General features: G+C 46.2%; 21 protein-coding genes and 1 pseudogene. 3 read left to right on the top strand and 19 right to left on the bottom strand.

Going from position 1 to position 20,865, the window contains the following annotated elements; translation table 11 throughout:
• Positions 1-71: 71 nt before the first annotated feature.
• Entirely contained in the window at positions 72-827 is a 756-nt protein-coding gene (locus A3GW_RS11135) for a TIGR00266 family protein (RefSeq protein WP_018369218.1), read from the bottom strand.
• Positions 828-913: 86 nt separating this feature from the next.
• On the bottom strand, positions 914-1,627 hold the full coding sequence (locus tag A3GW_RS0110320) for a MerR family transcriptional regulator (protein WP_018369217.1): 714 nt from the start codon (positions 1,625-1,627) through the stop codon (positions 914-916).
• Between the two features lie 138 nt (positions 1,628-1,765).
• Here A3GW_RS0110320 and A3GW_RS0110315 point away from each other — a divergent pair, with 138 nt between their 5' ends.
• Positions 1,766-2,728: a S66 family peptidase gene (locus A3GW_RS0110315; RefSeq protein WP_018369216.1), complete on the top strand. Its 963-nt coding sequence runs from the start codon at positions 1,766-1,768 to the stop codon at positions 2,726-2,728.
• Positions 2,729-2,918: 190 nt separating this feature from the next.
• Here A3GW_RS0110315 and A3GW_RS0110310 read toward each other — a convergent pair whose 3' ends face one another.
• Both A3GW_RS0110310 and treC read right to left on the bottom strand, forming a co-directional pair.
• Entirely contained in the window at positions 2,919-3,518 is a 600-nt protein-coding gene (locus A3GW_RS0110310; protein WP_018369215.1) for a DUF1349 domain-containing protein, read from the bottom strand.
• A 1-nt stretch (position 3,519) separates the two neighbouring features.
• On the bottom strand, positions 3,520-5,148 hold the full coding sequence (gene treC / locus A3GW_RS0110305) for an alpha,alpha-phosphotrehalase (protein ID WP_018369214.1): 1,629 nt from the start codon (positions 5,146-5,148) through the stop codon (positions 3,520-3,522).
• Between the two features lie 212 nt (positions 5,149-5,360).
• On the opposite strand from treC, the gene A3GW_RS0110300 reads away from it, so the two are divergent.
• Positions 5,361-5,642 (top strand): hypothetical protein, encoded by a 282-nt coding sequence (locus A3GW_RS0110300; protein ID WP_018369213.1) that lies wholly within the window; start codon positions 5,361-5,363, stop codon positions 5,640-5,642.
• A gap of 55 nt (positions 5,643-5,697) precedes the next feature.
• Here the strand turns inward: A3GW_RS0110300 and treP are convergent, their stop codons facing one another.
• On the bottom strand, positions 5,698-7,704 hold the full coding sequence (gene treP, locus A3GW_RS0110295; RefSeq protein ID WP_018369212.1) for a PTS system trehalose-specific EIIBC component: 2,007 nt from the start codon (positions 7,702-7,704) through the stop codon (positions 5,698-5,700).
• Positions 7,705-7,891: 187 nt separating this feature from the next.
• On the opposite strand from treP, the gene treR reads away from it, so the two are divergent.
• Positions 7,892-8,605, top strand: a complete 714-nt coding sequence (gene treR, locus A3GW_RS0110290) for a trehalose operon repressor (protein WP_018369211.1) — start codon at positions 7,892-7,894, stop codon at positions 8,603-8,605.
• A 41-nt stretch (positions 8,606-8,646) separates the two neighbouring features.
• Here treR and A3GW_RS0110285 read toward each other — a convergent pair whose 3' ends face one another.
• From A3GW_RS0110285 to cadX, 14 genes and pseudogenes are all read right to left on the bottom strand, one after another.
• On the bottom strand, positions 8,647-9,060 hold the full coding sequence (locus A3GW_RS0110285; RefSeq protein ID WP_018369210.1) for a Mini-ribonuclease 3: 414 nt from the start codon (positions 9,058-9,060) through the stop codon (positions 8,647-8,649).
• Positions 9,053-10,399: a cysteine--tRNA ligase gene (gene cysS / locus A3GW_RS0110280; protein WP_018369209.1), complete on the bottom strand. Its 1,347-nt coding sequence runs from the start codon at positions 10,397-10,399 to the stop codon at positions 9,053-9,055. The genes A3GW_RS0110285 and cysS overlap by 8 nt, the downstream gene beginning before the upstream one ends.
• Before the next feature lie 2 nt (positions 10,400-10,401).
• Positions 10,402-11,331, bottom strand: a complete 930-nt coding sequence (locus tag A3GW_RS0110275; RefSeq protein WP_018369208.1) for a type II restriction endonuclease — start codon at positions 11,329-11,331, stop codon at positions 10,402-10,404.
• Positions 11,332-11,341: 10 nt separating this feature from the next.
• Entirely contained in the window at positions 11,342-11,893 is a 552-nt protein-coding gene (locus A3GW_RS0110270) for a PD-(D/E)XK nuclease superfamily protein (RefSeq protein ID WP_018369207.1), read from the bottom strand.
• Positions 11,890-12,651 (bottom strand): DNA-methyltransferase, encoded by a 762-nt coding sequence (locus A3GW_RS0110265; protein WP_018369206.1) that lies wholly within the window; start codon positions 12,649-12,651, stop codon positions 11,890-11,892. The genes A3GW_RS0110270 and A3GW_RS0110265 overlap by 4 nt, the downstream gene beginning before the upstream one ends.
• Positions 12,652-12,679: 28 nt before the next feature.
• The gene (locus A3GW_RS0110260; RefSeq protein ID WP_018369205.1) at positions 12,680-13,519 is read right to left on the bottom strand and encodes a DNA adenine methylase; all 840 of its coding nucleotides are present in this window, start codon (positions 13,517-13,519) and stop codon (positions 12,680-12,682) included.
• A gap of 62 nt (positions 13,520-13,581) precedes the next feature.
• The gene (locus A3GW_RS0110255; RefSeq protein ID WP_018369204.1) at positions 13,582-14,352 is read right to left on the bottom strand and encodes a nucleoside phosphorylase; all 771 of its coding nucleotides are present in this window, start codon (positions 14,350-14,352) and stop codon (positions 13,582-13,584) included.
• 29 nt (positions 14,353-14,381) lie between these two features.
• The gene (cysE, locus tag A3GW_RS0110250; protein ID WP_018369203.1) at positions 14,382-15,005 is read right to left on the bottom strand and encodes a serine O-acetyltransferase; all 624 of its coding nucleotides are present in this window, start codon (positions 15,003-15,005) and stop codon (positions 14,382-14,384) included.
• A 131-nt stretch (positions 15,006-15,136) separates the two neighbouring features.
• The gene (locus tag A3GW_RS0110245) at positions 15,137-15,898 is read right to left on the bottom strand and encodes an SseB family protein (RefSeq protein ID WP_018369202.1); all 762 of its coding nucleotides are present in this window, start codon (positions 15,896-15,898) and stop codon (positions 15,137-15,139) included.
• Between the two features lie 161 nt (positions 15,899-16,059).
• The gene (pnp, locus tag A3GW_RS0110240; RefSeq protein WP_018369201.1) at positions 16,060-18,240 is read right to left on the bottom strand and encodes a polyribonucleotide nucleotidyltransferase; all 2,181 of its coding nucleotides are present in this window, start codon (positions 18,238-18,240) and stop codon (positions 16,060-16,062) included.
• A gap of 267 nt (positions 18,241-18,507) precedes the next feature.
• On the bottom strand, positions 18,508-18,696 hold the full coding sequence (rpmB, locus tag A3GW_RS0110235; protein WP_018369200.1) for a 50S ribosomal protein L28: 189 nt from the start codon (positions 18,694-18,696) through the stop codon (positions 18,508-18,510).
• 301 nt (positions 18,697-18,997) lie between these two features.
• Positions 18,998-19,924, bottom strand: a complete 927-nt coding sequence (locus tag A3GW_RS0110230) for an alpha/beta hydrolase (protein ID WP_018369199.1) — start codon at positions 19,922-19,924, stop codon at positions 18,998-19,000.
• 254 nt (positions 19,925-20,178) lie between these two features.
• Positions 20,179-20,568: pseudogene (locus A3GW_RS0110225) on the bottom strand (tyrosine-type recombinase/integrase); the annotation flags it as partial.
• Position 20,569: 1 nt separating this feature from the next.
• Positions 20,570-20,865, bottom strand: a 296-nt coding sequence (gene cadX, locus A3GW_RS0110220) for a Cd(II)/Zn(II)-sensing metalloregulatory transcriptional regulator CadX (RefSeq protein WP_018369197.1), incomplete at its 5' end; no start/stop codon positions are given.

Raw genomic sequence — 20,865 nt, 5'->3', positions numbered from 1 at the left:
TGTTCGTTTTTAGGTGTCGCAATTAAAAACACAGAAACAATTGTTTATTGCTTCTGTGTTTGATGTGTTTATCAGAGAAATTCGTTAATCAAGCCACCGATACCCGATGTGTTGCTGGATTCGGTCGTGCCGACAAAAGTACCTAGATGACTAGCAAAGGTGCCTAAATTAAGACTTTGAACGTAGATGTCTCCTGTCCCACGGAAAGTATTGACCACCCCTTCGCCTGTACCGACTGACTGCAACCAGCCGTTTTCGAGGTGAATATTGTAATCAAGGTTAGTGCTCCAAGCAACCACATGGGCATTATCGATGGTCATCTCTTGATTGGCTAGGCTGATTTTTTTGATAGAGCCAAAAGCATTCGCTAGCAAAATCCCTTGCCCCTGTGTGGTCATGACAAAGAAACCGCCTTGCCCACCAAAGAGGGCACGACCAATACTCTGGCGCTCAAGGGTATAGTGCGCTGAGCCATCCATGGCTAGAAAGGCACCGTCATTGAGACGGTACTGCTCTGCTCCCAATTCTAATGCAATCACTTGACCAGGCATCGACGGAGCAATAGCTAACTTGCCATCATCCGCCGACGAAATTGCCTGCGTGATAAAAGCGGACTCACCTGACACCATAGAACGCCCCACTGCCTTAATCAACTTCCCAAGACCACTGCCTTGGGCATTGAGCTTGGTGTTGAGACTGATGCTGGGGGTGTGATAAACCATGCTGCCACGTTGAATATAGGCAGACTCTCCGCGCTCGAGAGCAATTTCGACCAGCGGAAAATTTTCGTTGCTGGAAATGGTGTAGTTCATGCGATTGTCTGACATGATAAATCTCCTTTGTTTGATGTTGTTGATACAGAGATTATACCGCTTTCTTTTTTTGTTGTCAAACAGTAATCACGAACCTTTTATTAACTTAGACTTTCCTCAATCGCTTCGTGGACAAACTGAGCAGTCCCTGCACCCGCTACTTGGTCAATGGTCTGGGTGAAGCGGTTGTCCTGGGCATACATCATGCCAAGTCCTCGTAAAATTTCTGATGTGCAAGGGTAATAATGTTCAGAAATCGTATCTTGCAGTCGTTTAACCTGCTCTTGCACCGCAGGGGCTGTAACAGCCAAGTCTCTCAGCTTCCCAAACTCTACAAAAATCGTCATCAGCTCATGATGACTGCTCTGCCAATCGTCAGCGGCTGTTTTGGCAACAAAGTCTTTGTAGGCTTGAGTATTGCCCCAACGGTTTTGAGCTTCTTCTTGAAGCTGTTTGAGTTCTTCTTGGTTAAAAATGTCTAGTGTCATGGTATCTTCTCCTTTGATTAAGTCCTTGGTGAGCGATAAGAGCTTGTCCAAGCGCTCACGTTTGAGTTCCAATAGACGGACATGCTCCCTTAGTACCGCCCGCTTCACCGCTGGTGGGCCATCTAGTAGCTCCGCTATGGTTTTCAGAGGAAGCTCTAACTCACGAAAGAGCAAGATGTCTTGCAAGCGCATCAAGGCCTTATCGTCATAAAGCCGATAGAGACTTGCAGTCACTTGACTTGGACGCAAAAGCCCAATCTCATCATAATAGTGCAGGGTGCGTACGCTCACCCCTGTCAGTCGACTGACCTCTTTGACTGTTTTCATGACAGATGTCCTCCTTGATACCCATTCTACACCCTGACGCAACGTGAGTGTCAAGTCTTTTTTGAAAATAAATAAACAAAGGCTAGTTTTTTCCTCCTCAATCTGCTATACTAGTCAAAATAAAAAGGAGGCTCTGCTATGTTCCCTAAAAAACCATTGACAAAAGGTTCCCACATCCGCGTGCTTAGTCCGTCTAGCTCTATCCATCGTCTAGGGGGCTTTGAGGCAAACCTAGCTGCTAAAGAGCGCTTGGAAGCCTTGGGCTTCCATCTGTCCTTCTCATCCCATTATCTGGTACCTGCTGATGCGCTGGACTCAGTCCCGATTGCCGATCGGGTGGCGGACTTACACGAAGCCTTTGCTGACGAGTCGGTGGATGCGATTCTGGCGACGATCGGCGGCAGCAATGCCAATGAGCTCTTGCCTTATCTGGACTACGCGTTGATTGCTCAGAACCCCAAAATCCTCTGTGGCTACTCGGATACAACAGCCCTCCTCAATGCCATCTATGCCAAGACAGGGCTGGTGACCATCATGGGACCCAGCTACTCGAGTTTCAAGATGGTGGAGGGACAGCCCTACCAAACGGCGTCTTGGCTAGCAGCGACCAGCCTTGCCTCTTACGACCTAACGCCTAGTCCTGAGTGGTCCAGTGATGCCTGGTATGACCCTAGCCTACCACGCCAGTTTTTCCCAACAACTTGGAAGGTTTATGCCCATGGCAGAGCTTCTGGCACAGCCATCGGTGGCAACCTGTCGACCTTCGGTCTCTTGCGTGGCACCCCTTATGCCCCGCAGCCAGACCGCTATGTGCTGTTCTTAGAAGAGGCCGAAAGTGATGATTACATCGAATTTAATCGCCATCTGGCAGCCATTCTCCAAGCCTATCCTGACCCTCAAGCCGTCTTAATCGGACGCTTTCCCAAGGAATGTCAGATGACGGAAGAGACCCTTCTCTACATCCTGGACAAGCATCCTGTCCTTAAAACCATCCCAGTGCTTTATGATTTGGATTTCGCCCACACCCAACCGCTCTTTAGCCTGCGGATCGGTGCGCAGGTGACCGTGGACACATCAAATCTGAGCATCCGATTTGATTAGATTGCAAAAAATCTGCCACAGAGCGGATTTTTAGTTTGTGTATACTCAAAGAAAATCAACATCAGACGAGGTCAAATTCTACAAGTTATCCACCACAGATTGCGCTAACTCAGTCGTTGAAGCAATGTCGCCTTCAACACTTATCCGTCACAGGGGAGTTGACGACGGCTGGCGAGAGGGACAGAGCGTATCAATCCGGTTGCTGTCCATCGTGGGCTTGCCAGAGGCAGTCGGTCAGCTGGAAATTGCTAAAGCGGGCAGTAAAGCGAGAGTCTTCTGGGCTGCAAGCATAGACGCCGAAGGAGACCTGCTTGCTGGCAGCTGCCATGTGGCAAATCCGCATCTGGTGGAAGCGGACGCCATCCAGAGAATACTCGATTTTGAAGTCGTCCTGCCGTCTGCTCAGGCGATAGACGACCTGTTTGGTCGTGGTTGGAAACTCGGCGGTTGCCCAGTCGGAATAACCGCCGTTGGTCACGACACTGCCTAAGTGTTGAAAATCGTCGTTTTCATATTCTACAGACGCTTTTAACCAATTTTCACTGTCCTGATAGAGGACGATGCCCGCTTGGTCAAAGCGGTGATGGCTGTCCTTAAAGTCGACGGTGACGGTAAAGGAGAAAAAGGGGTCATCCGTTGTCATCTGAAAGAGTGGGGTGTTGTCGTTTTGGAAATGGTAGTAGGTCCGTTGCCAGAGATCGGTGTGGGGCTGGGTGGTCAGGGTCAAGCTGCCCTCCTTAACTGCCCAATTCTCAGGCTCTCGTGTCCATGAAAAAGCGGTTAGATCCATTTTATTCTCCTGTTAAAATAGCTAGGGTTTGATAGGGTTGCAGGGTAAGGCGTGCACCGAGCTCGGTCGGCTCATAGTTGCTGATGAGGACACGTCCTGCTTGATAAGTAGCCGCTAAGTCCAAGGTCACGTTTTCAGCAAAGAAGTTATTGAGCACCAGCAAGCGCTGTCCGTCCAGCTGCCGCTCGAAGGCGTAGACCTTGTCGCTGTCGGTGTAGGCGGCTCGGTAATCCCCCTCTGATATGATAGGGTATGCTTTTCGGAGTTGAATGAGTTGTTGGTAGAAGGGGAAGATTTTGCCATTTTTCTCGGTTTCAACATTGATGGTCTTATAGGACTTGCCGACTTTTAGCCACGGAGTAGCAGTGGAGAAGCCTGCATGTTCACTACTATCCCACTGCATCGGTGTGCGTGAATTATCGCGGGATTTTGCCTTGATAATGGCAAAAGCTTCCGAAGGCAGCTTGCCATTTTCCAAGAGCATGGCATAGGCGTTGAGGCTCTCGACATCGACGTAGTCGGACATAGCGTCATAATCAGGATCCAGCATGCCAATCTCCTCGCCCATGTAAATGTAGGGGGTGCCACGAGAGAGGTGAATCGACGCCGCCAGCATGGTCGCTCCCGCTTCGCGGAAGTTGTCCACATCCACAAAGCGATTGAGGGCACGGGGCTGGTCGTGATTGTTGTAGAAGAGGGCATTCCAGCCGTTGCCTGCACTCATGCCTTCTCCCCAGCTGTGAAAGAGCTCTTGTAAGGCCTTGAAATCAAAGTCCATAATGGTCCATTTTTGCCCGTCCTTGTAGTCCACCTTAAGATGGTGGAAGTTGAAGGCCATAGCCAGCTCCTCCCGCTCTGGGGCAGTGTAGAGGATGCAGTTGTCAATGGTGGTCGCAGACATCTCGCCCACCGTCATAAAGCTGGGGTCAGTGCCAAAGCTAGCTTGGTTGAGGGCATGGAGGTAGTCGTGGGTAATGGGGCGGTCAGTGTAGGCAGGTTTGCCATCGTTTATCGGGCAGTCCTCTAGCACCTCGTCCTTGCCGATGAGGTTGATGACATCAAAGCGGAAGCCTTTGACGCCCTTGTCCTTCCAGAAATTGACCACCTTGAACAGCTCCTTGCGGACATGGGGATTGCGCCAGTTGAGATCAGCCTGTGTCTCGTCAAAGAGGTGGAGGTAGTATTTTCCTGTGTCACCAAAAGGTGCCCAGGCATTACCACCAAACTTCGATACCCAGTCGGTCGGCTGGTCTCTCAAGATAAAGAAATCTTGGTAAAAAGCATTGCCAGCCAAGGCTTTCTGAAACCACTCGTGTTCGGTCGAGCAATGATTGAGCACCATGTCCAGCATAAAGTCGATGCCCAGCTCTTTACCTCTAGCAACCATCTCCTCAAAATCGGTCATGGTTCCAAAAAGCGGATGAACTGCTGTGTAGTCAGCAACATCATAGCCATTGTCCCGCTGAGGGCTAGGGTAAAAGGGATTGAGCCAGACCATATCAATGCCCAGCTCCGCCAAATAAGGGAGTTTGTCGATGATGCCACGCAGGTCGCCGATACCGTTACCAGTCGTATCTTTGTAGGATTTTGGGTAAATCTGGTAGACCACCTTTGTCTTGTCCAGTGTCATGAGGTGTCCTTTCTTTTTGAAAAATAGCAGAGCAACATGATAATGCAGGAAGCTCTTAGAACTTACAGCAATGAACCGATAAATTATTGACCAGTAGCAAAAAAATGTTATAATAAACCATTGACAAAAATTACTAGTTGCTTGATGGGAAAGGAGGCTATATCAGGAGCAAGCAACGAACGCATCATTATTGATTATCAGGAGGAAAAACCATGCAGCAACTGAAAACAGTCATCACCATCTATTCGTGGCATCTCATCCTAATAACCCTAGCCTTCTGGCTCAGTCTTTTTACCCCAATTTGGAATATTCTGGGTGACCGACAGTCAGATGTCGTCTGGTTTATCTATCTCATTGTCTTTCCCATCTTGGGGATTATTGATATACTACTGGCTCTTCTAAGTAGACAAGTCAAATTAGCCATATTCGGTTTGATTTTGATCTTATCCTTTCCCTTGAGTTGGGGATTGGGGCATCTAATTTTCGATCCATAAGTGAGGAGAAGCAACCTTTGATCTCCCAAAAGTTGCTTCTTTTCTTGTGTTAAGCTTAATTGGTCTGCACCATGAGAAGCTGGTCACCATGAGCAAGGTCACGCGGCAAGTCACCAATAACAGCGATGTTAAACTGCTCTGTATTGGTCACGATGATCGGCGTTTCTGTAATCAGACCAGCTGATGAGATGACCTCTTGGTCAAAGCTGATGAGTTTATCTCCAACTGCGACTCGGTCGCCTTGCTTGATGTGGGCCTCGAATCCTTTACCATCTAGGCTAACCGTGTCCATACCGATGTGGATAAGCAACTCAATCCCATCATCGGTTGTTAAACCAATGGCATGTTTGGTCGGAAAGAGCACAGATACCGTACCAGCTACAGGTGCTGTCAACAGACCTTGACTCGGTTCAATCACCACACCTTGTCCCATTAGCCCTTGGGCAAAGACAGGATCAGTTGCCGTGTTAAGAGCTTTGACCTGACCTGCTAAGGGGCTTTGGACAAGGATGTCCTTACTTGCAACCTTAGCAGGACTAGGCTTTTTTACAGTCACCTCACGATCTGCCTTAGCCTCGTCTTCTGACTTGGTCAGGATACCAGCCTTACGGAAGAAGAAGGTCAACACAATTGGGACAACGATGGCAACAGCCATTGCTACGAGGAAAGCTCCCCAGTATTGCGCTTTAATCGCTAAGATACCTGGCAAACCACCGACACCGATGGAATTAGACTGAATGCCTAGGGTTGTTGACAAGAGACCCGCAAGACCAGAACCTGCAAGACCTGCAACAAATGGGTAAACGTACTTGACGTTAACACCAAAGAGGGCTGGTTCAGTCACGCCAAGGTAGGCTGAGATAGCTGCTGGAAGCGAAATTTGAGCTTCTTTTTCATTGTTGCGGTTCATGAAGTAGTAACCAAGCACTGCTGAACCTTGCGCAATGTTTGACAATGCAATCATCGGCCAGAGACCTGTACCACCAGCATCTGCAATCAACTGCGTGTCGATGGCATTGGTCATGTGGTGAAGACCAGTGATGACAAACGGTGCATAAAGCGAACCAAAGATAAGACCAAACAAGGCTTTCAAGGGACCAGTCAAACCAGCTAAAACAATGGTTGACAAGCCCTGACCTAACCACCAGCCAAATGGTCCCAATACGGTGTGCGCCAAGATAAGCGCTGGAAGCAAGGACAAGAATGGCACGAAAATCATAGAAATCACTTCTGGGATACGTTTACGCCAGAAAATTTCAAGGTAAGATAGGGACAAACCAGCCAAGAGAGCTGGGATAACCTGAGCTTGGTAACCAATACGGTTAATCGTAAAGCTACCAAAGTTCCATACCCACTCCTCCGCAATGACAGAAGCATCTGTGCCAGGCACTGCGTAGGCATTGAGCAATTGAGGTGATACCAAACAGATACCAAGGACGATACCAAGGATTTGAGAGGTTCCCATCTTACGCGTAACAGACCAAGTAATTCCTACAGGCAAGAAGTGGAAAATCGCTTCACCTGGTAACCAAAGGAAATGGTTAACCCCATTCCAGAATGGAGAAACTTGTGTGATGGTGTTCCAGACAGGATTGCCATCTGCGTCAAATACAGGCTTGCCGTCTGCCATGGCTTGACCTAGCCATTCCATGCCGACACCTTCAAGCAGGTTACGGAAACCTAAAATCAAACCGCCGACGATGATGGCTGGTAAGATTGGGGTGAAAATCTCTGCCAACATGGTCATGACACGCTGGATAGCGTTTTGGTTGCTTTTAGCTGCTGATTTAGCAGCTTCTTTTGAAACGCCTTCGATACCAGATACGGCAGTGAAGTCGTTATAGAAAATCGGCACATCATTACCGATAATCACTTGGAACTGACCAGCGTTGGTAAAGGTTCCTTTGACCGCTGGGATAGCTTCGATAGTCTTGATGTCTGCTGCTTTATCATCTTTTAAAACAAAGCGCATACGGGTGGCACAGTGGGTAACCGCTGTGATGTTCTCTTTACCGCCAACAGCTGCTAACAGCTGTTTCGCGTCTTCTTGGAATTTTCCCATTATCTTTGTGCGCTAGATAACTAGCTCCTCCTATTTTTTTGAAAAAGGTCGTACAACTTTTTACACCCTCATTGTAACCGACAACAAAATTGTCTGCAAGTTGTTTGGTGCTATTTTTTGACTTTTTTGTTAAAATAAGATAACTTGTCTGGAAAAACAACAACATTTGAAAGAGAATGCTACATTTATGAAAAAATATGAAATTATTTTCAAAAAGTTGGAACAAGACATTCTAACAGGCCATCTAGCGCCAGGAGATTATCTACCAACAGAAATCGAACTCAGCCAGCACCATCAGGCCAGCCGAGACACCGTCCGGAAAGCTCTGCAATTGCTCACCGATACTGGTCTCATCCAAAAAATGCAGGGTCGTGGGACCCAGGTCAGCAAGCGAGAGCGGTTCAACTTTCCGGTATCTGATCTCATCAGCTACCAAGAATTGGTCACAAACTTTGGCATCAATTCAACGACACGGCTGGTTAGTATCGACAAGGTCATCATTGACGACAAACTCCACTCACTGACAGGCTTTCCAAAACACACCATCATCTGGCGGGTCACTCGCCAGCGCATCGTTGATGGTGTTGCCGCAGTGGTCGACATCGATTACCTCCTCAAGCGCCTAGTCCCTGAGATGACACGAGAAATAGCCGAGCGGTCAATTTATGCCTATCTGGAAAATCAATTAAACCTTGACATTGCCTCTGCCCAAAAAGAGATTACCATCGATCATGTGACCGACAGTGATAAACGGTTGCTTGACTTAGGCAAGGATGCCCACGTCGTTTCTGTCAAGTCACAGGTCTTTTTGGCAGATGGACAACAGTTCCAATTCACCGAGAGCCGCCATAAACTGGAAAAGTTCAAGTTTGTTGACCTAGCCAAGCGCAAACGATTATAGCTTAAAATCAAACAGGAAGCAGAAACGCTCCCTGTTTGATTTTATTTTTCGGTCAACCGATGGCGCTCAACGGTCGCAATACACCACGCCACCAACTCCTCCAAGCGCTCGATTTGCTCAGTCATGTGGAGGTAGCCCATCACCGCCTCAAAGCCCGTCGAGACCTTGTAGGTGACGATGTCGGTGTTCTTAGCCTTGGTGTGGCTGTTAGCGTTGCGCCCTCGCTTATAAATCTCGATTTCTTTTTCGGTCAATAGCTGCGCTTCTAACATGGCTTGAACCAGCATGGCCTGTGCCTTGGCGGACACATAGTGGGTCGCTAGGCGGTGCAGCTGGTTGGGCTTGGTCTGCCCAGTCATGATGAGATGACGGCGAATATACATGGCGTACACCGCATCTCCCTCAAAAGCCAAGGCAATCCCGTTGATCAGATTGACATCTACTGGTCTAGTCACGCGTCCACCTCACCCCGTCCTTGGTGTCAAGGAGCTTGATGCCTTTGTTAGCCAATTCGTCCCGAATGCGGTCTGCGGTAGCAAAATCACGGTTGGCACGGGCTTCCTGCCGCTCGGCAATCAGCGCTTCGATAGCACTGTCGAGGACTTCCTCTTCAAAGACGATGCCAAAGACCTCCAGCATAGCGGCAAAGGTTATCTTGACAGCTGGTGTGTAGTTGCCTGAGTTGATCCACTTGGCCAGCTCAAAGACAACCGTAATGCCGTTGGCGGCATTGATGTCATCATCCATGCTGTCTGTGAAGCGAGTGACAAAATTCGCCAGCATTGCCTCGTCAGCTGTAGCTGTCAGAGGCTGGGTATAGGCATTTTTCAGGTACTTAAGGTTAACTTCAGCATCATAGATCGCTTTCTCCGAAAAGTTAATCGGCTTTCTATAATGCTGGGTCGCTAGGAAGAAGCGCAGGACCTGACCATCAATCTTATCCAACAAGTCACGGGCAAAGACAAAGTTACCTAGTGACTTGGACATCTTCTCATTGTCCACATTGACAAAGCCATTGTGGAGCCAGTAGTTGGCAAAGGTGTGTCCTGTCTTGCACTCACTTTGGGCGATTTCGTTGGTGTGGTGCGGAAACTCAAGGTCAGCTCCTCCACCGTGGATATCAATCGTATCCCCCAGTAGCTCTGTCGCCATGACCGAGCACTCGATGTGCCAGCCTGGTCGACCTGCTCCCCAAGGGCTATCCCATGAAATCTCACCTAGCTTGGCAGACTTCCAGAGGGCAAAATCCAGCGGATTTTCCTTGCGGGCTGTTTCTTCATCAGTTCGACCACTAGCACCGATTTCGAGGTCGGCGAGGGTTTTATTGGCTAGTTTGGCGTAATTAGCAGCCTTCTCGACACGGAAGTAAACATCCCCATCTGCCTCATAAGCGCAGCCATTTCCCAAAAGAACCTCGATAAAGGCAATAATCTCGTCCATATAGTCCATGACGCGAGGGTTCTTGGTCGCAGGCTTGACAAAGAGCTGAGCAGTGTCTTCCTTAAAAGCGGCGATGAACTGATCAGCCAGCTCCTTTGGTGTCATTTGGCTTTCCGCAGCCGCCCTTATAATCTTGTCGTCCACGTCAGTGAAGTTGCTGATGTAAGTGACGTCGTAGCCACGGTACTCTAGATAGCGGCGAATGGTGTCAAAAGCGACGGTCGAGCGGGCGTTGCCGATGTGAATGTAGTTGTAAACCGTCGGTCCGCAAACATACATCTTGACCTTTCCTTCTTCCAAGGGCACAAAATCACGCAAGCTGCGGGTCATGGTGTCGTAGAGTTTTAGGGTCATGGCTACTCCTTTCCATTAATTGAAGACAAGTAAAATAGCTCAGCTAAGTAACCTTCCTTCAGCATAGACAAATTAAAGACATTGGCAATATGAGCAAAAGCTTCTGATAACGGTAAATGAGCTGTTTTCCAACCTTGCCCATCTGTGACCCAAACAAATTCAACGTCATCTGCTGAACTGGTGACAAACTGACTTAATTCCGTAAACTCACCCGCAACAGCTTTTAATTTACTGCCCCCTCCGCCGTAATAGTTAGTCTCGATTAACCAAACTTTATGACGAATAGGGCAGTAAACTGCCACATCAAAGCGACGTTCAGATTTATCAACTGGAACTGTAACTCCCCAATTCTCTCTGATAAAGGGTGCAGTGGCCTGTGCCTTGAATTCTAAAACGTATTGTTGACAAATTTTTTGGACATGTCGTCCAACAATGCCTTCCATAGTATCACCACTACGATTTTTACGTCCATTGCTATCTAAACCAGTCTCAACACCATAAACATAATCAACCAGAGAACGATTAGCTTTACACTGCAAAAACTCTAACAGCCCTGCTTTGTCAATAAAATCAACATAATCAACAATACGATTGGTATCTATCGTTGAAAAATTTAGATGGTCAAAGGTCATCTCATCATGTTCATCCATAGATAAAATATCCAAAACTTTATCACGACTGGCAATCAAACTAGGGATGGCACGTAGTAACTGAGGCTGCCGCGTAAATAAATCCAAAGCTTCTTCGCGGATATTATCTTTCCCAATCAAATAGTTCAACGTATGCAATTCTAATTCAAACTTTTCTGTCTCACGTGCAACCTTTTCCCAGTTGACATAATATTCTGGAGTACGGTTGGTGATTGAGAGGGTGGATAGAAAAGTACTTAGTCTATCTATCGGATCTTTTGTTAGATAATCCTTTAATATCATTTTTCCACTCCTAATAAAGTCCAAAGAATGCCATATCATACTTATCTAACATAATTTTAACGCCGTCACCACGTAACATCTCAAAACTATCTCGATACTTGTCTTTTCCAAAGAAACTACTATTACCAACAAAAATAAACTGAACTGAAAAAGGAGTTTTAGCTTTATCTAGTAATCGCTGATACAATCGACGTTTGTTGCCGAATCCCAACAATTTTTCATCGACACTACCTTCTGTTTCTTGCCACTTTTTCTCAACAATATAAACAGTATGATTTTCAAAATTGATAAATACTTCGTCAGGTTTCCATTGTTTAGAATTTGTATTTTTAATACCAATTTCTGCTAAAAAATCATAGAAACGGTACTGAGGCATAATTTTTCCGACCAAATCATTGCCTCGGTAAACTTCAAAACCTTTAGTTGCTTTCTTATCGTGAAAAATGATTTCCCGAACATCGTATTGTGGCAACAAATCAACTAATTCTGAAAAATCAGTATCCTTTTCAAATTTTAAACCTGTCTTATTAGTGTTTGCTCCACCTATTCCGCCTTTTATCATCCAACTGCCTCCAATCGTTTAATCGCAATGTTTAAATACTCTTCTTCGGCATCAATTCCAATAAATCGACGCCCTAAACGTTTGGCGACAACCCCCGTTGTGCCACTTCCTACAAAAGGATCTAAAATATAATCTCCTTCTCTGGTACTTGCTAAGATAATCCGCTCCAGCAAATATTCTGGTTTTTGAGTAGGGTGCTTACCAGCCCACTTTTCTGCTTTGGCTGTTAAACCGCCCATCCAAACATCTTTCATCTGCTTGCCGTCATTCAACTCTTTCATCAGGTCATAATTATAATAATGTTTGGCTTTCTTATCTGCTTTTCTTGCCCACAAGATAGTTTCTGTTGAATGTGTAAAATAGCGACAGGATAGATTTGGAGCTGGATTAGTCTTTTGCCAAGTAATATTGTTCAAAATTTTGAAACCTTCTTGTTCTAAAGCCATGCCAACAGAATAGATGTTATGCAAACTCCCCGAGATCCAAATTGTCCCATTTGGTTTTAAAACCCGTTTTGCTAATCTTATCCAGCGACGATTGAAGTCATGTTTTTCTTCCAAAGATGAAATTTTATCCCAGTGACCTTTGTCAACCGAAACAACTTGCCCACCAGAATTAGAAATTCCACCGTTACTTAAAAAATATGGCGGGTCTGCAAAAATCATATCCATGCTCTCTGGTTTTATTTTTTCCAAAAAACTAAAGGTATCTGCATGAATTAAGATCGACTGTTCTTTATGATAGTATGGTTTGGTCATTAATAAACCTCCTCCATACTGATATTCGTTATTTGGATTCATAATTGGTTATAATCAACTCAGATACTTTTCCACGACTAGCAGATGTTGCACCATTTGTTCGAGTAGCTTCGACACGATGAATATAAAAATCTTTGTACAGTTCCTCAACTAAGGGACTTGATGAATTCGATAACATAACATAGGCGCCTCTATCATCTAAAGTTTTGAAAGTATCACGCAACCGAACCTGATCATCATAGGAAAACCCCTCATGTGTATAAGAAGTAAATGAACTCGTCTCCGATAACGGTATATACGGGGGGTCAAAATAGACAAAATCATGCCTTTGAACATCTGCAACAGCCTGCTCAAAATCCCCATTTAGAATCTTGATATCATGGCTATTCAAATAATCTGAAATAGACAAAATCAATTCCCTGTCAACAATCTTAGGATTTTTATAACGTCCATAAGGTACATTAAATTGATTTTTAGAATTAACGCGATAAAGACCGTTAAAATTGACACGTAACATATACATAATTCGAGCTGCACGTTCAACCGCTGATAACTCATCAAAGTTATCCTGACGGTCTAGGGATCTTATGTCTAAATAATACTCTTTAGAATTATTCTCTTGGTGTACCTCCAGCAAGTCTATCAGTTGCTTAGGATTTTTCTTGACTTGCTCATAACAATTGACCAACTCTGCATTAAAATCATTTATAACAGCCACTTTAGGGGCTAATTCAAAAAATAAAGCTCCACCGCCAACAAATGGTTCAAAGTATCGATTATATGATCTTGGTAATTTTTTTTTAAGTTCAGGCAATAACTGACGTTTCCCACCTGTCCATTTTGTAAATGGTTGTAAAGATTGCTTCATACCCTCTATTATACCATATCCCAGCAAAAATAAACCAAAGGAAAAGCCAACTGTTATTACAGTTAGCCCTTATCTATCCCCCTCGCTATCACCAACGCCACGTCAAAGAAGGTCAGGGCATCTGCGGTGCGCTCGCCTGCCCGCTTATCCCACTGGTTGCTGGTATGGTCAACGTAGTCCGCTGTGTAGAAAAACTGGTAGACCTTGGCTTGTCGATACTGCGCCCACGCCATGATAGCTGAGGCTTCCATGTCCACCACCGTCGCTCCAGCCGCCAAGCGCCTCGCCACCTTGTCTGCCGTCTCGCGGTAAAAAGCGTCCGTCGTCCAGCTCTTTGCCCGCACATGTGGGATCCCTGCGGCATCCAGGGCCTTTTCCATGGTCAATAGCAAAGCTGGGTCATAGGCAATCTCATCGCTAGCAGGAGCATAGTGGTAGCTTGTCCCCTCATCCCGTAGAGCAGAGGCTGGCAAGATAATACGGTCAGCCTTGAGCGACTTGTCCAAGACCCCACACGAACCCAGGACAATAAAGTGTTCAAAGCCAAATGCCTTTAACTCCTCCAACTGACCAACTGCCATCGGAGCTCCAACTATTGCCATCATGACAGCAACCCGAAGCCCATCGTGTTCGTAGAGGTAGATGGGATTGTGCCCGTTGATACTGTTCATGTAGCCAATTTGCCTGACACCTACCATCTGACGCACCCGCTCCACGATTTCCCCATTAAACGAGTAAATCAAGGTCGAGCAGACCTCATCCACACGATGGCTGAGTCCCAGATTATCTGGTTCGATAACCGCAGGAATCGGATTAAATTCCGTTAATAACATATTTTCTATACCTCCATATCTACCCTATCTTACAACTCCGATGACTGGTGACTGCTTTCTTTCAGCTGTTCCAACTTAGACGTGTAATAGAGCGACTCACGCTCCTCCTCAATCTGATGAATGACCTGATCATCTTTTTTACCGTGCACCCGAACAACACGTGCTGGAACACCGACAACCGTCACATCAGCAGGAACATCGGCAAGCACCACAGAAGCTGCTCCCACTTTAGCATTTTCCCCAATCTCTATCGGACCAATCAGTTGCGAATGAGCCGAAATCAAGGCCCCTCGCCGTATGGTTGGGTGACGCTTACCCGTGTCTTTGCCTGTGCCACCAAGTGTCACCCCGTGGTAGAGCATGACGCCTTCCTCGATGACAGCAGTCTCCCCAATGACGAGACCTGCTCCGTGGTCGATGAAGACCCCAGCCGCAATCTCAGCTCCTGGATGAATCTCTATCTGCGTCCAAAACCGCCAGAACTGACTATGCATACGTGCTAAGAGCTTGAGGTCACGTTGCCAGAGCCAGTGGGACAGGCGATGGGCAGCTAAAGCTTTGACACCAGGATAGGTCAAAAGAACCTCCGCCGTTGTCCTCGCCGCAGGATCTAGCTGTTTGATGATCGCAATCGTTTTTGCCCACCAGCCCATATCTTCCTCTCCTTTAATATCATATCAGTAATCAGTTTAAACCGTGTATCAAAAATGAACAACGTCCACCAGAGAGCTTCAGGATGTTAGCTATTCACTCTGACATTGAGCTGGATAAACTTATATCCAGACTAAGATTTCGGCTCTAGCTGTTCCCATAGCAAAAGTTCCATCCCCTCGTCGAAAGGATTAATGGCAATCCCTGTCGTCTCATCTAGGATATTTTTCCCGGCTGGCGGGGTCTTAAACCGACTCAATTCCCAGACCATAATGACACCTTCTTGTTGACGGAAAAAGCCACCAAAATTCTCATCGTTGTACCATCTCGCAAAGCTGACAAGGTTAGAAAAGACAGGGACGTAGTGCTGCCCTTCTGGATTGGTCATCATGGCAAAAATCCGCACCAGATTACCATCCTCGTCCTTGCGATGATAGGCAGGGATTAGGTAGGTCTTATCCAGTTTATCAGCAGCCTGATTGTCCTCTCCTAGCACCCGATTCAGAACCTGCGTGTGGTGATTGACAAAAGTAATCATATCACTAGTCTTAATCAATGTGGAGTTGCCTCCGTCGCCTGACTTCTTCAAGTTGAAGGCCAGTCCTGCCAGCTGTTTTTCAATCGCTTCACGCAAGACATCCAGCGCCGAACAATCGACCCAGTTCTGTTGGTTCGCACTGGCTTGCAGGGCTTTAAATTGATTCAGGTCAGCGACATCTGTAAAAACCGGAACGACCTTTTGACCTTCAACCTCGATAGCATAGGGTTTATCACTGGCAAGTACAGTTTCACCATGAAAAGCATTGACCAAACCCAAGGCATCCAAAAAATTAGTCGGGTCAGCGATAAAGGCACGCAGGCGCTTATCTAGTTCCTTGGTTAGTTTTATTTTCATCATATTCTCCTTAAAAGGCGGGAAATGGGCGGAGTTCAGTCATCAGAAACTGGTTCGACACGATTAAGCCTATCTGTTCACTAACGATGACGCTAAAGCCAGCTAAACAGAAACGGTCAACAGAACGAACATGCCCAACTTCCCTTATCTTGGTAATGAGTTTAGTTTTCAGCAGAGCCAGTTGCAGGACGGTCAGCTTTTTCACGGCGTGGTTTGCGTTCGCCATCCTTGCCTTCTGGTTTTGGCGGACGTGGCAGCAAGGCTTTCATAGAGGCATCCACACGACCACGGTCGTCAATCTTGATAATCTTGACATCCACTTCGTCACCGATTTCCACCAAGTCCTCAACACGGTTCACGCGGTTCCATGCCATCTCAGAGATATGCACCATGGCATCTGTTTTCTCAAAGAGATTCACAAAGGCACCAAATTTTTCAATGCGGACAACCTTGGCCTTGTAGACCTCACCCACCTTGGCTTCACGCACCAGACTTGCAATAATCTCCTTGGCACGGTTGATGGCAGCTTGATCGCTAGAGAAGATGGACACCAAACCGTCTTCTTCGATGTCAATTTTCACACCTGTCTCAGCGATAATCTTGTCGATGGTATCACCACCCTTACCGATGACCACTTTAATCTTGTCCACATCAATCATGATGGTGTCAATCTTCGGTGCAGTCGGCGCCAATTCTGGACGAACAGCTGGGATAGCCTCGTGCAGCACATCCAGGATTTCAAAGCGAGCTTTCTTAGCCTGCGCGAGAGCTTCTTCCAAAATTTGCGGCGTAATGCCCTCAATCTTGATGTCCATTTGCAGGGCTGTAATCCCTTCACGTGTACCCGCCACCTTGAAGTCCATATCGCCAAAGTGGTCTTCCAGACCTTGAATGTCGGTCAAGATGGTGTAGTTGTTCCCGTCTGAAATCAGCCCCATGGCAATCCCTGCGACAGGTGCCTTAATCGGCACCCCACCAGCCATGAGCGCCAGCGTGCCTGCACAGATAGAGGCCTGTGAGGAGGAACCGTTGGATTCCAAGACCTCTGCGACCAAACGAATGGCATAAGGGAACTCCTCAAGGCTCGGCAAGACTTGCTCCAGAGCTCGTTCACCAAGTGCCCCGTGACCAATCTCACGGCGACCAGGTGCACCGTAACGTCCAGTTGAGCCGACAGAGTACTGCGGGAAGTTGTAATGATGTAGGAAGCGTTTCTTATATTCAGGCTCTAAACCGTCAACGATTTGGGTCTCTCCCATCGGAGCAAGGGTCAAGACGGACAGGGCTTGGGTCTGCCCACGCGTAAAGAGACCAGAACCATGTACCTGTGGTAAAAAGTCCACTTCCGCATCCAGCGGACGGATTTCATCGACACGACGACCATCTGGACGAATTTTGTCCTCGGTGATGAGACGACGCACTTCGGCATGCTCCATGAGCTCCAAGATTTCCGCCACGTCACGCATGATGCGGTCGTAGTCCTCATGGTCAGCGTAGCGTTCCGCATAGACAGCTGTCACACGCTCACGGACGGCGTTGGTCGCATCTTCACGCGCCAGCTTTTCCTCAACTTGAACAGCAGCTTGGAGGTCGGCGTTGTAGGCAGCGACAATCTCAGCCTGAAGTTCAGGATCGACCTGCAAGAGCTCCACATCCGCCTTTTCCTTACCGACGCTAGCCACGATTTGCTCTTGGAAAGCGATCAGTTCTTGGATGGCTTGGTGGCCCAATAGCAAAGCTTCCAGCATGATGTCTTCTGACAATTCCTTAGCGCCAGACTCCACCATGTTGATGGCTTCTTTGGTGCCAGCAACGGTCAGGTCAAGCAGAGACTTCTCCTGCTCTTCCTTGGTCGGGTTGATGATAAAGCGACTATCGACATAACCCACCTGTACCCCAGCAATCGGCCCATTGAAAGGAATATCTGAAATAGACAGAGCCAGCGAGCTACCAAACATGGCTGCCATTGGAGCGCTAGCATTTTCATCATAGGAAAGGACCGTGTTGATGACCTGCACCTCGTTGCGGAAGCCTTCGGCAAACATTGGGCGAATCGGACGGTCAATCAAGCGAGCAGTCAGGGTTGCATCCGTTGACGGACGACCTTCGCGCTTGTGGAAGCCACCTGGAAACTTACCAGCCGCATACATTTTTTCCTCGTAGTTGACTTGGAGAGGGAAAAAGTCGCCTGTGGACATCTTCTTGGACATGACTGCAGCGGTCAGGACAGTTGAGTTACCGTAGCGGGTCACCACGCTACCATTGGCCTGCTTGGCCAGCTGACCAACCTCAACCACGAGTGGCTGACCAGCAAAGGTTGTTTCAAAAACTTGTTTGGACATGAGTGTCTCCTTATAAATGTAGTATTAAGACACGCCCTTCAATAGACCGGTTCCAATACAACGGCTAGCTATAACGTAGCCGCTTAAGAAGTCAATTCCATTGAGGACAAGGTCTGATACTAGGTTTGCTACAAAGGTCAAGGCAGTTGCTCTGCTATTGCCCCAAAACCACCCTCAACTTTGTATCAAGCCACTAGTATCCCTTTTATTTTACCACAAATTCAACCTTATGAGGCAAAAATAAAAAAGCCCTAACGGACTTTTTTATTAAACGCGTTCAACTTTACCAGATTTAAGCGCACGAGCTGAAACCCAAACTTTTTTCTTTTTACCGTCAATCAAGACAGTTACTTTTTGAAGGTTTGGTTTTACAGTGCGTTTGGTTTGGTTCATCGCGTGTGAACGGTTGTTGCCTGATACAGTCTTACGACCTGTAAAGTAACATACTTTAGCCATTTGTGTTTCCTCCTACGTAGAATATATAAGGATGTGCTAGCACCACATACCCAACCATTCTACCAAAAAAGAAGAGACTTGGCAAGGGGTTAAACTGATTTTTTTATGGCTTAACTGTTCCACCAAAACAATCAGTTTTCTTCTTTTACTCTAACTTAGACGAGAATGTTGGTCAAGCCTAACATAATCCCCTGAGAAGCATAGCGCAATCGTTCCCAAAAACTAACTCACTTAGCAAAAATAGTTAGAACAGCGTGCTTGTGCGGATTTTCAATGTGTCATCGCGACTATTCAGCCCGGTTTAATTCACACTTTTCAAAAATGCTTCAATCCTCGCCTCATAAGCTGCGACATTTGTTTGGAAGGTCTCCGAGTGATCTGCCCCCTTCACGATATAGAGTTCTTTATCGCCTGCTGTCGCCTCATAGTTGTCATAAACCATGTGAGTTGGGACAAAGTTATCACGATCACCGTGGATAAAGAGGGTTGGTAAGGTATTTTTCTGAAGTTGCTTGACTGCGCTAGCTTCGCCATAAGTAAAGCCTGCCCGTAACTTAGACAAGGCTGAAACTTGGTACAGGAGCGGAAAAGCTGGTAAGTTATACATGTCTTTGGCTTGAAAAACAAGTTCATCCCAAACACTGGTGTAACCCGCATCTTCGATAATTGCTGTTACCTGCTCAGGCAAGCTGCTCTCACCACTTGCCATCATAACAGTTGCACCCCCCATAGACAAACCGTACAGCACCAGTTCACTCGTCGGATTTTCTTCAACCAGAAGCTCTGCCCATCGGATCACATTCAACCGATCATTCCAACCATAGCCGATAAGCTGCCCGTCACTCTCACCGTGAGCGATATTATCCGGCATCAGAACATTGTAGCCTAACTTATGAAAGAGGTAGGCATAAGGTCTCATCCGCGCCTTTGTCTGACCAAATCCATGAACAACGATAACGGTCTTATCTGTTTCCTGCGCTGCTGGAACATACCAGGCCACCTGCTTCAAATTTTGATGGGTCATCTGGCGTTCTTCTTTGGGCAGTTTATCAAAAGCCTCTTGGTAGGCATAAAGGGGGCTATCCGCAGGGGTCTCATCACTAGACACAAACGATTTTTCGCCCCTCACCTGTGCGACATCAAAAAAGTAAAAGCTAGCAGCGACTGAGCCCAAAACTGCTACGACACAGAGAGCTCCTAAAATCTTCAAAAATATGCGTTTTTTCATAAGTTTCATTATAGCGGATAATGCCATTTTTGAAAAGTGTTATCGCTTTTTGATTTGATAGAACAAATAAAATTCAGTTGTTTTGCTAAATTCAAAAGAAAAAAGCCTAGAAACGTTGATTTCAAGGGCTTTTCTTATCTCAATTATTTTACCTCAGTAAAGGTTAAGTATTTTCTATTTTAGCTATTAGAAACATTGATGTATCAACGTTTATTGAGTGCTACCTAAAAAAGGTAGAGTAAAAGGTAGAGTAGTTATTGCGTTAGTTCAGCAATCTTATCAAGATAAATACCAACAGCTTCTAACTTTCGTTGAGGTGCTAATTCAGCGTAAGTATCCTTTGTGGTTGAAATTGATTTATGTCCCATTCTCACTTGAAGCTCTTTCCAATTTGTGCCAGCATTAAGCAACATTGAAGCATGAGTGTGTCGGAATAAATGGAAACCATAATCTGGTAATCCTAGACCAGCTAATCTTTTCTTGAGAGTTGTTCGCTCGTTTCTATCACACATATAGTTTCCGTATATTGTTGGGAAAATCAATTTTGTTTCAGGTCTATTGTGTAATTTAAGATACTCGTTCATTTCATTGTGAAAATCTCGAAGTTCTTCAAGTATAGATAAAGGAACTGGAATAGAGCGATTGTTATCCTAGTTGATTAAAAAAATCTCTGATTTCCTCATCTTTTATAAAATAATATATAATTTTCCCCTCTCTTCTGGTGTCCAAGATGTTTTGATTGGCTAGTTTACGAAGATGGTGGGAGGCAGATGCCATACTGAGATTTAGTAAACAGGCTATATCGCAGACACAGAGTTCTTCAACAGCAAGGAGATAAAAAATGATATTTATCTGTTTATTATCGGTAAACTTTGATAAAATGCGAAGTGATTTTTGGACTTTTTCTTTTTCAAGGTAGTTCGTTGCGGTTGTAACATTTT

Source organism: Streptococcus entericus DSM 14446 (assembly GCF_000380025.1).
Taxonomy (GTDB): Bacteria; Bacillota; Bacilli; order Lactobacillales; family Streptococcaceae; genus Streptococcus; species Streptococcus entericus.
This window is presented reverse-complemented; position numbering and strand designations above follow the sequence as displayed.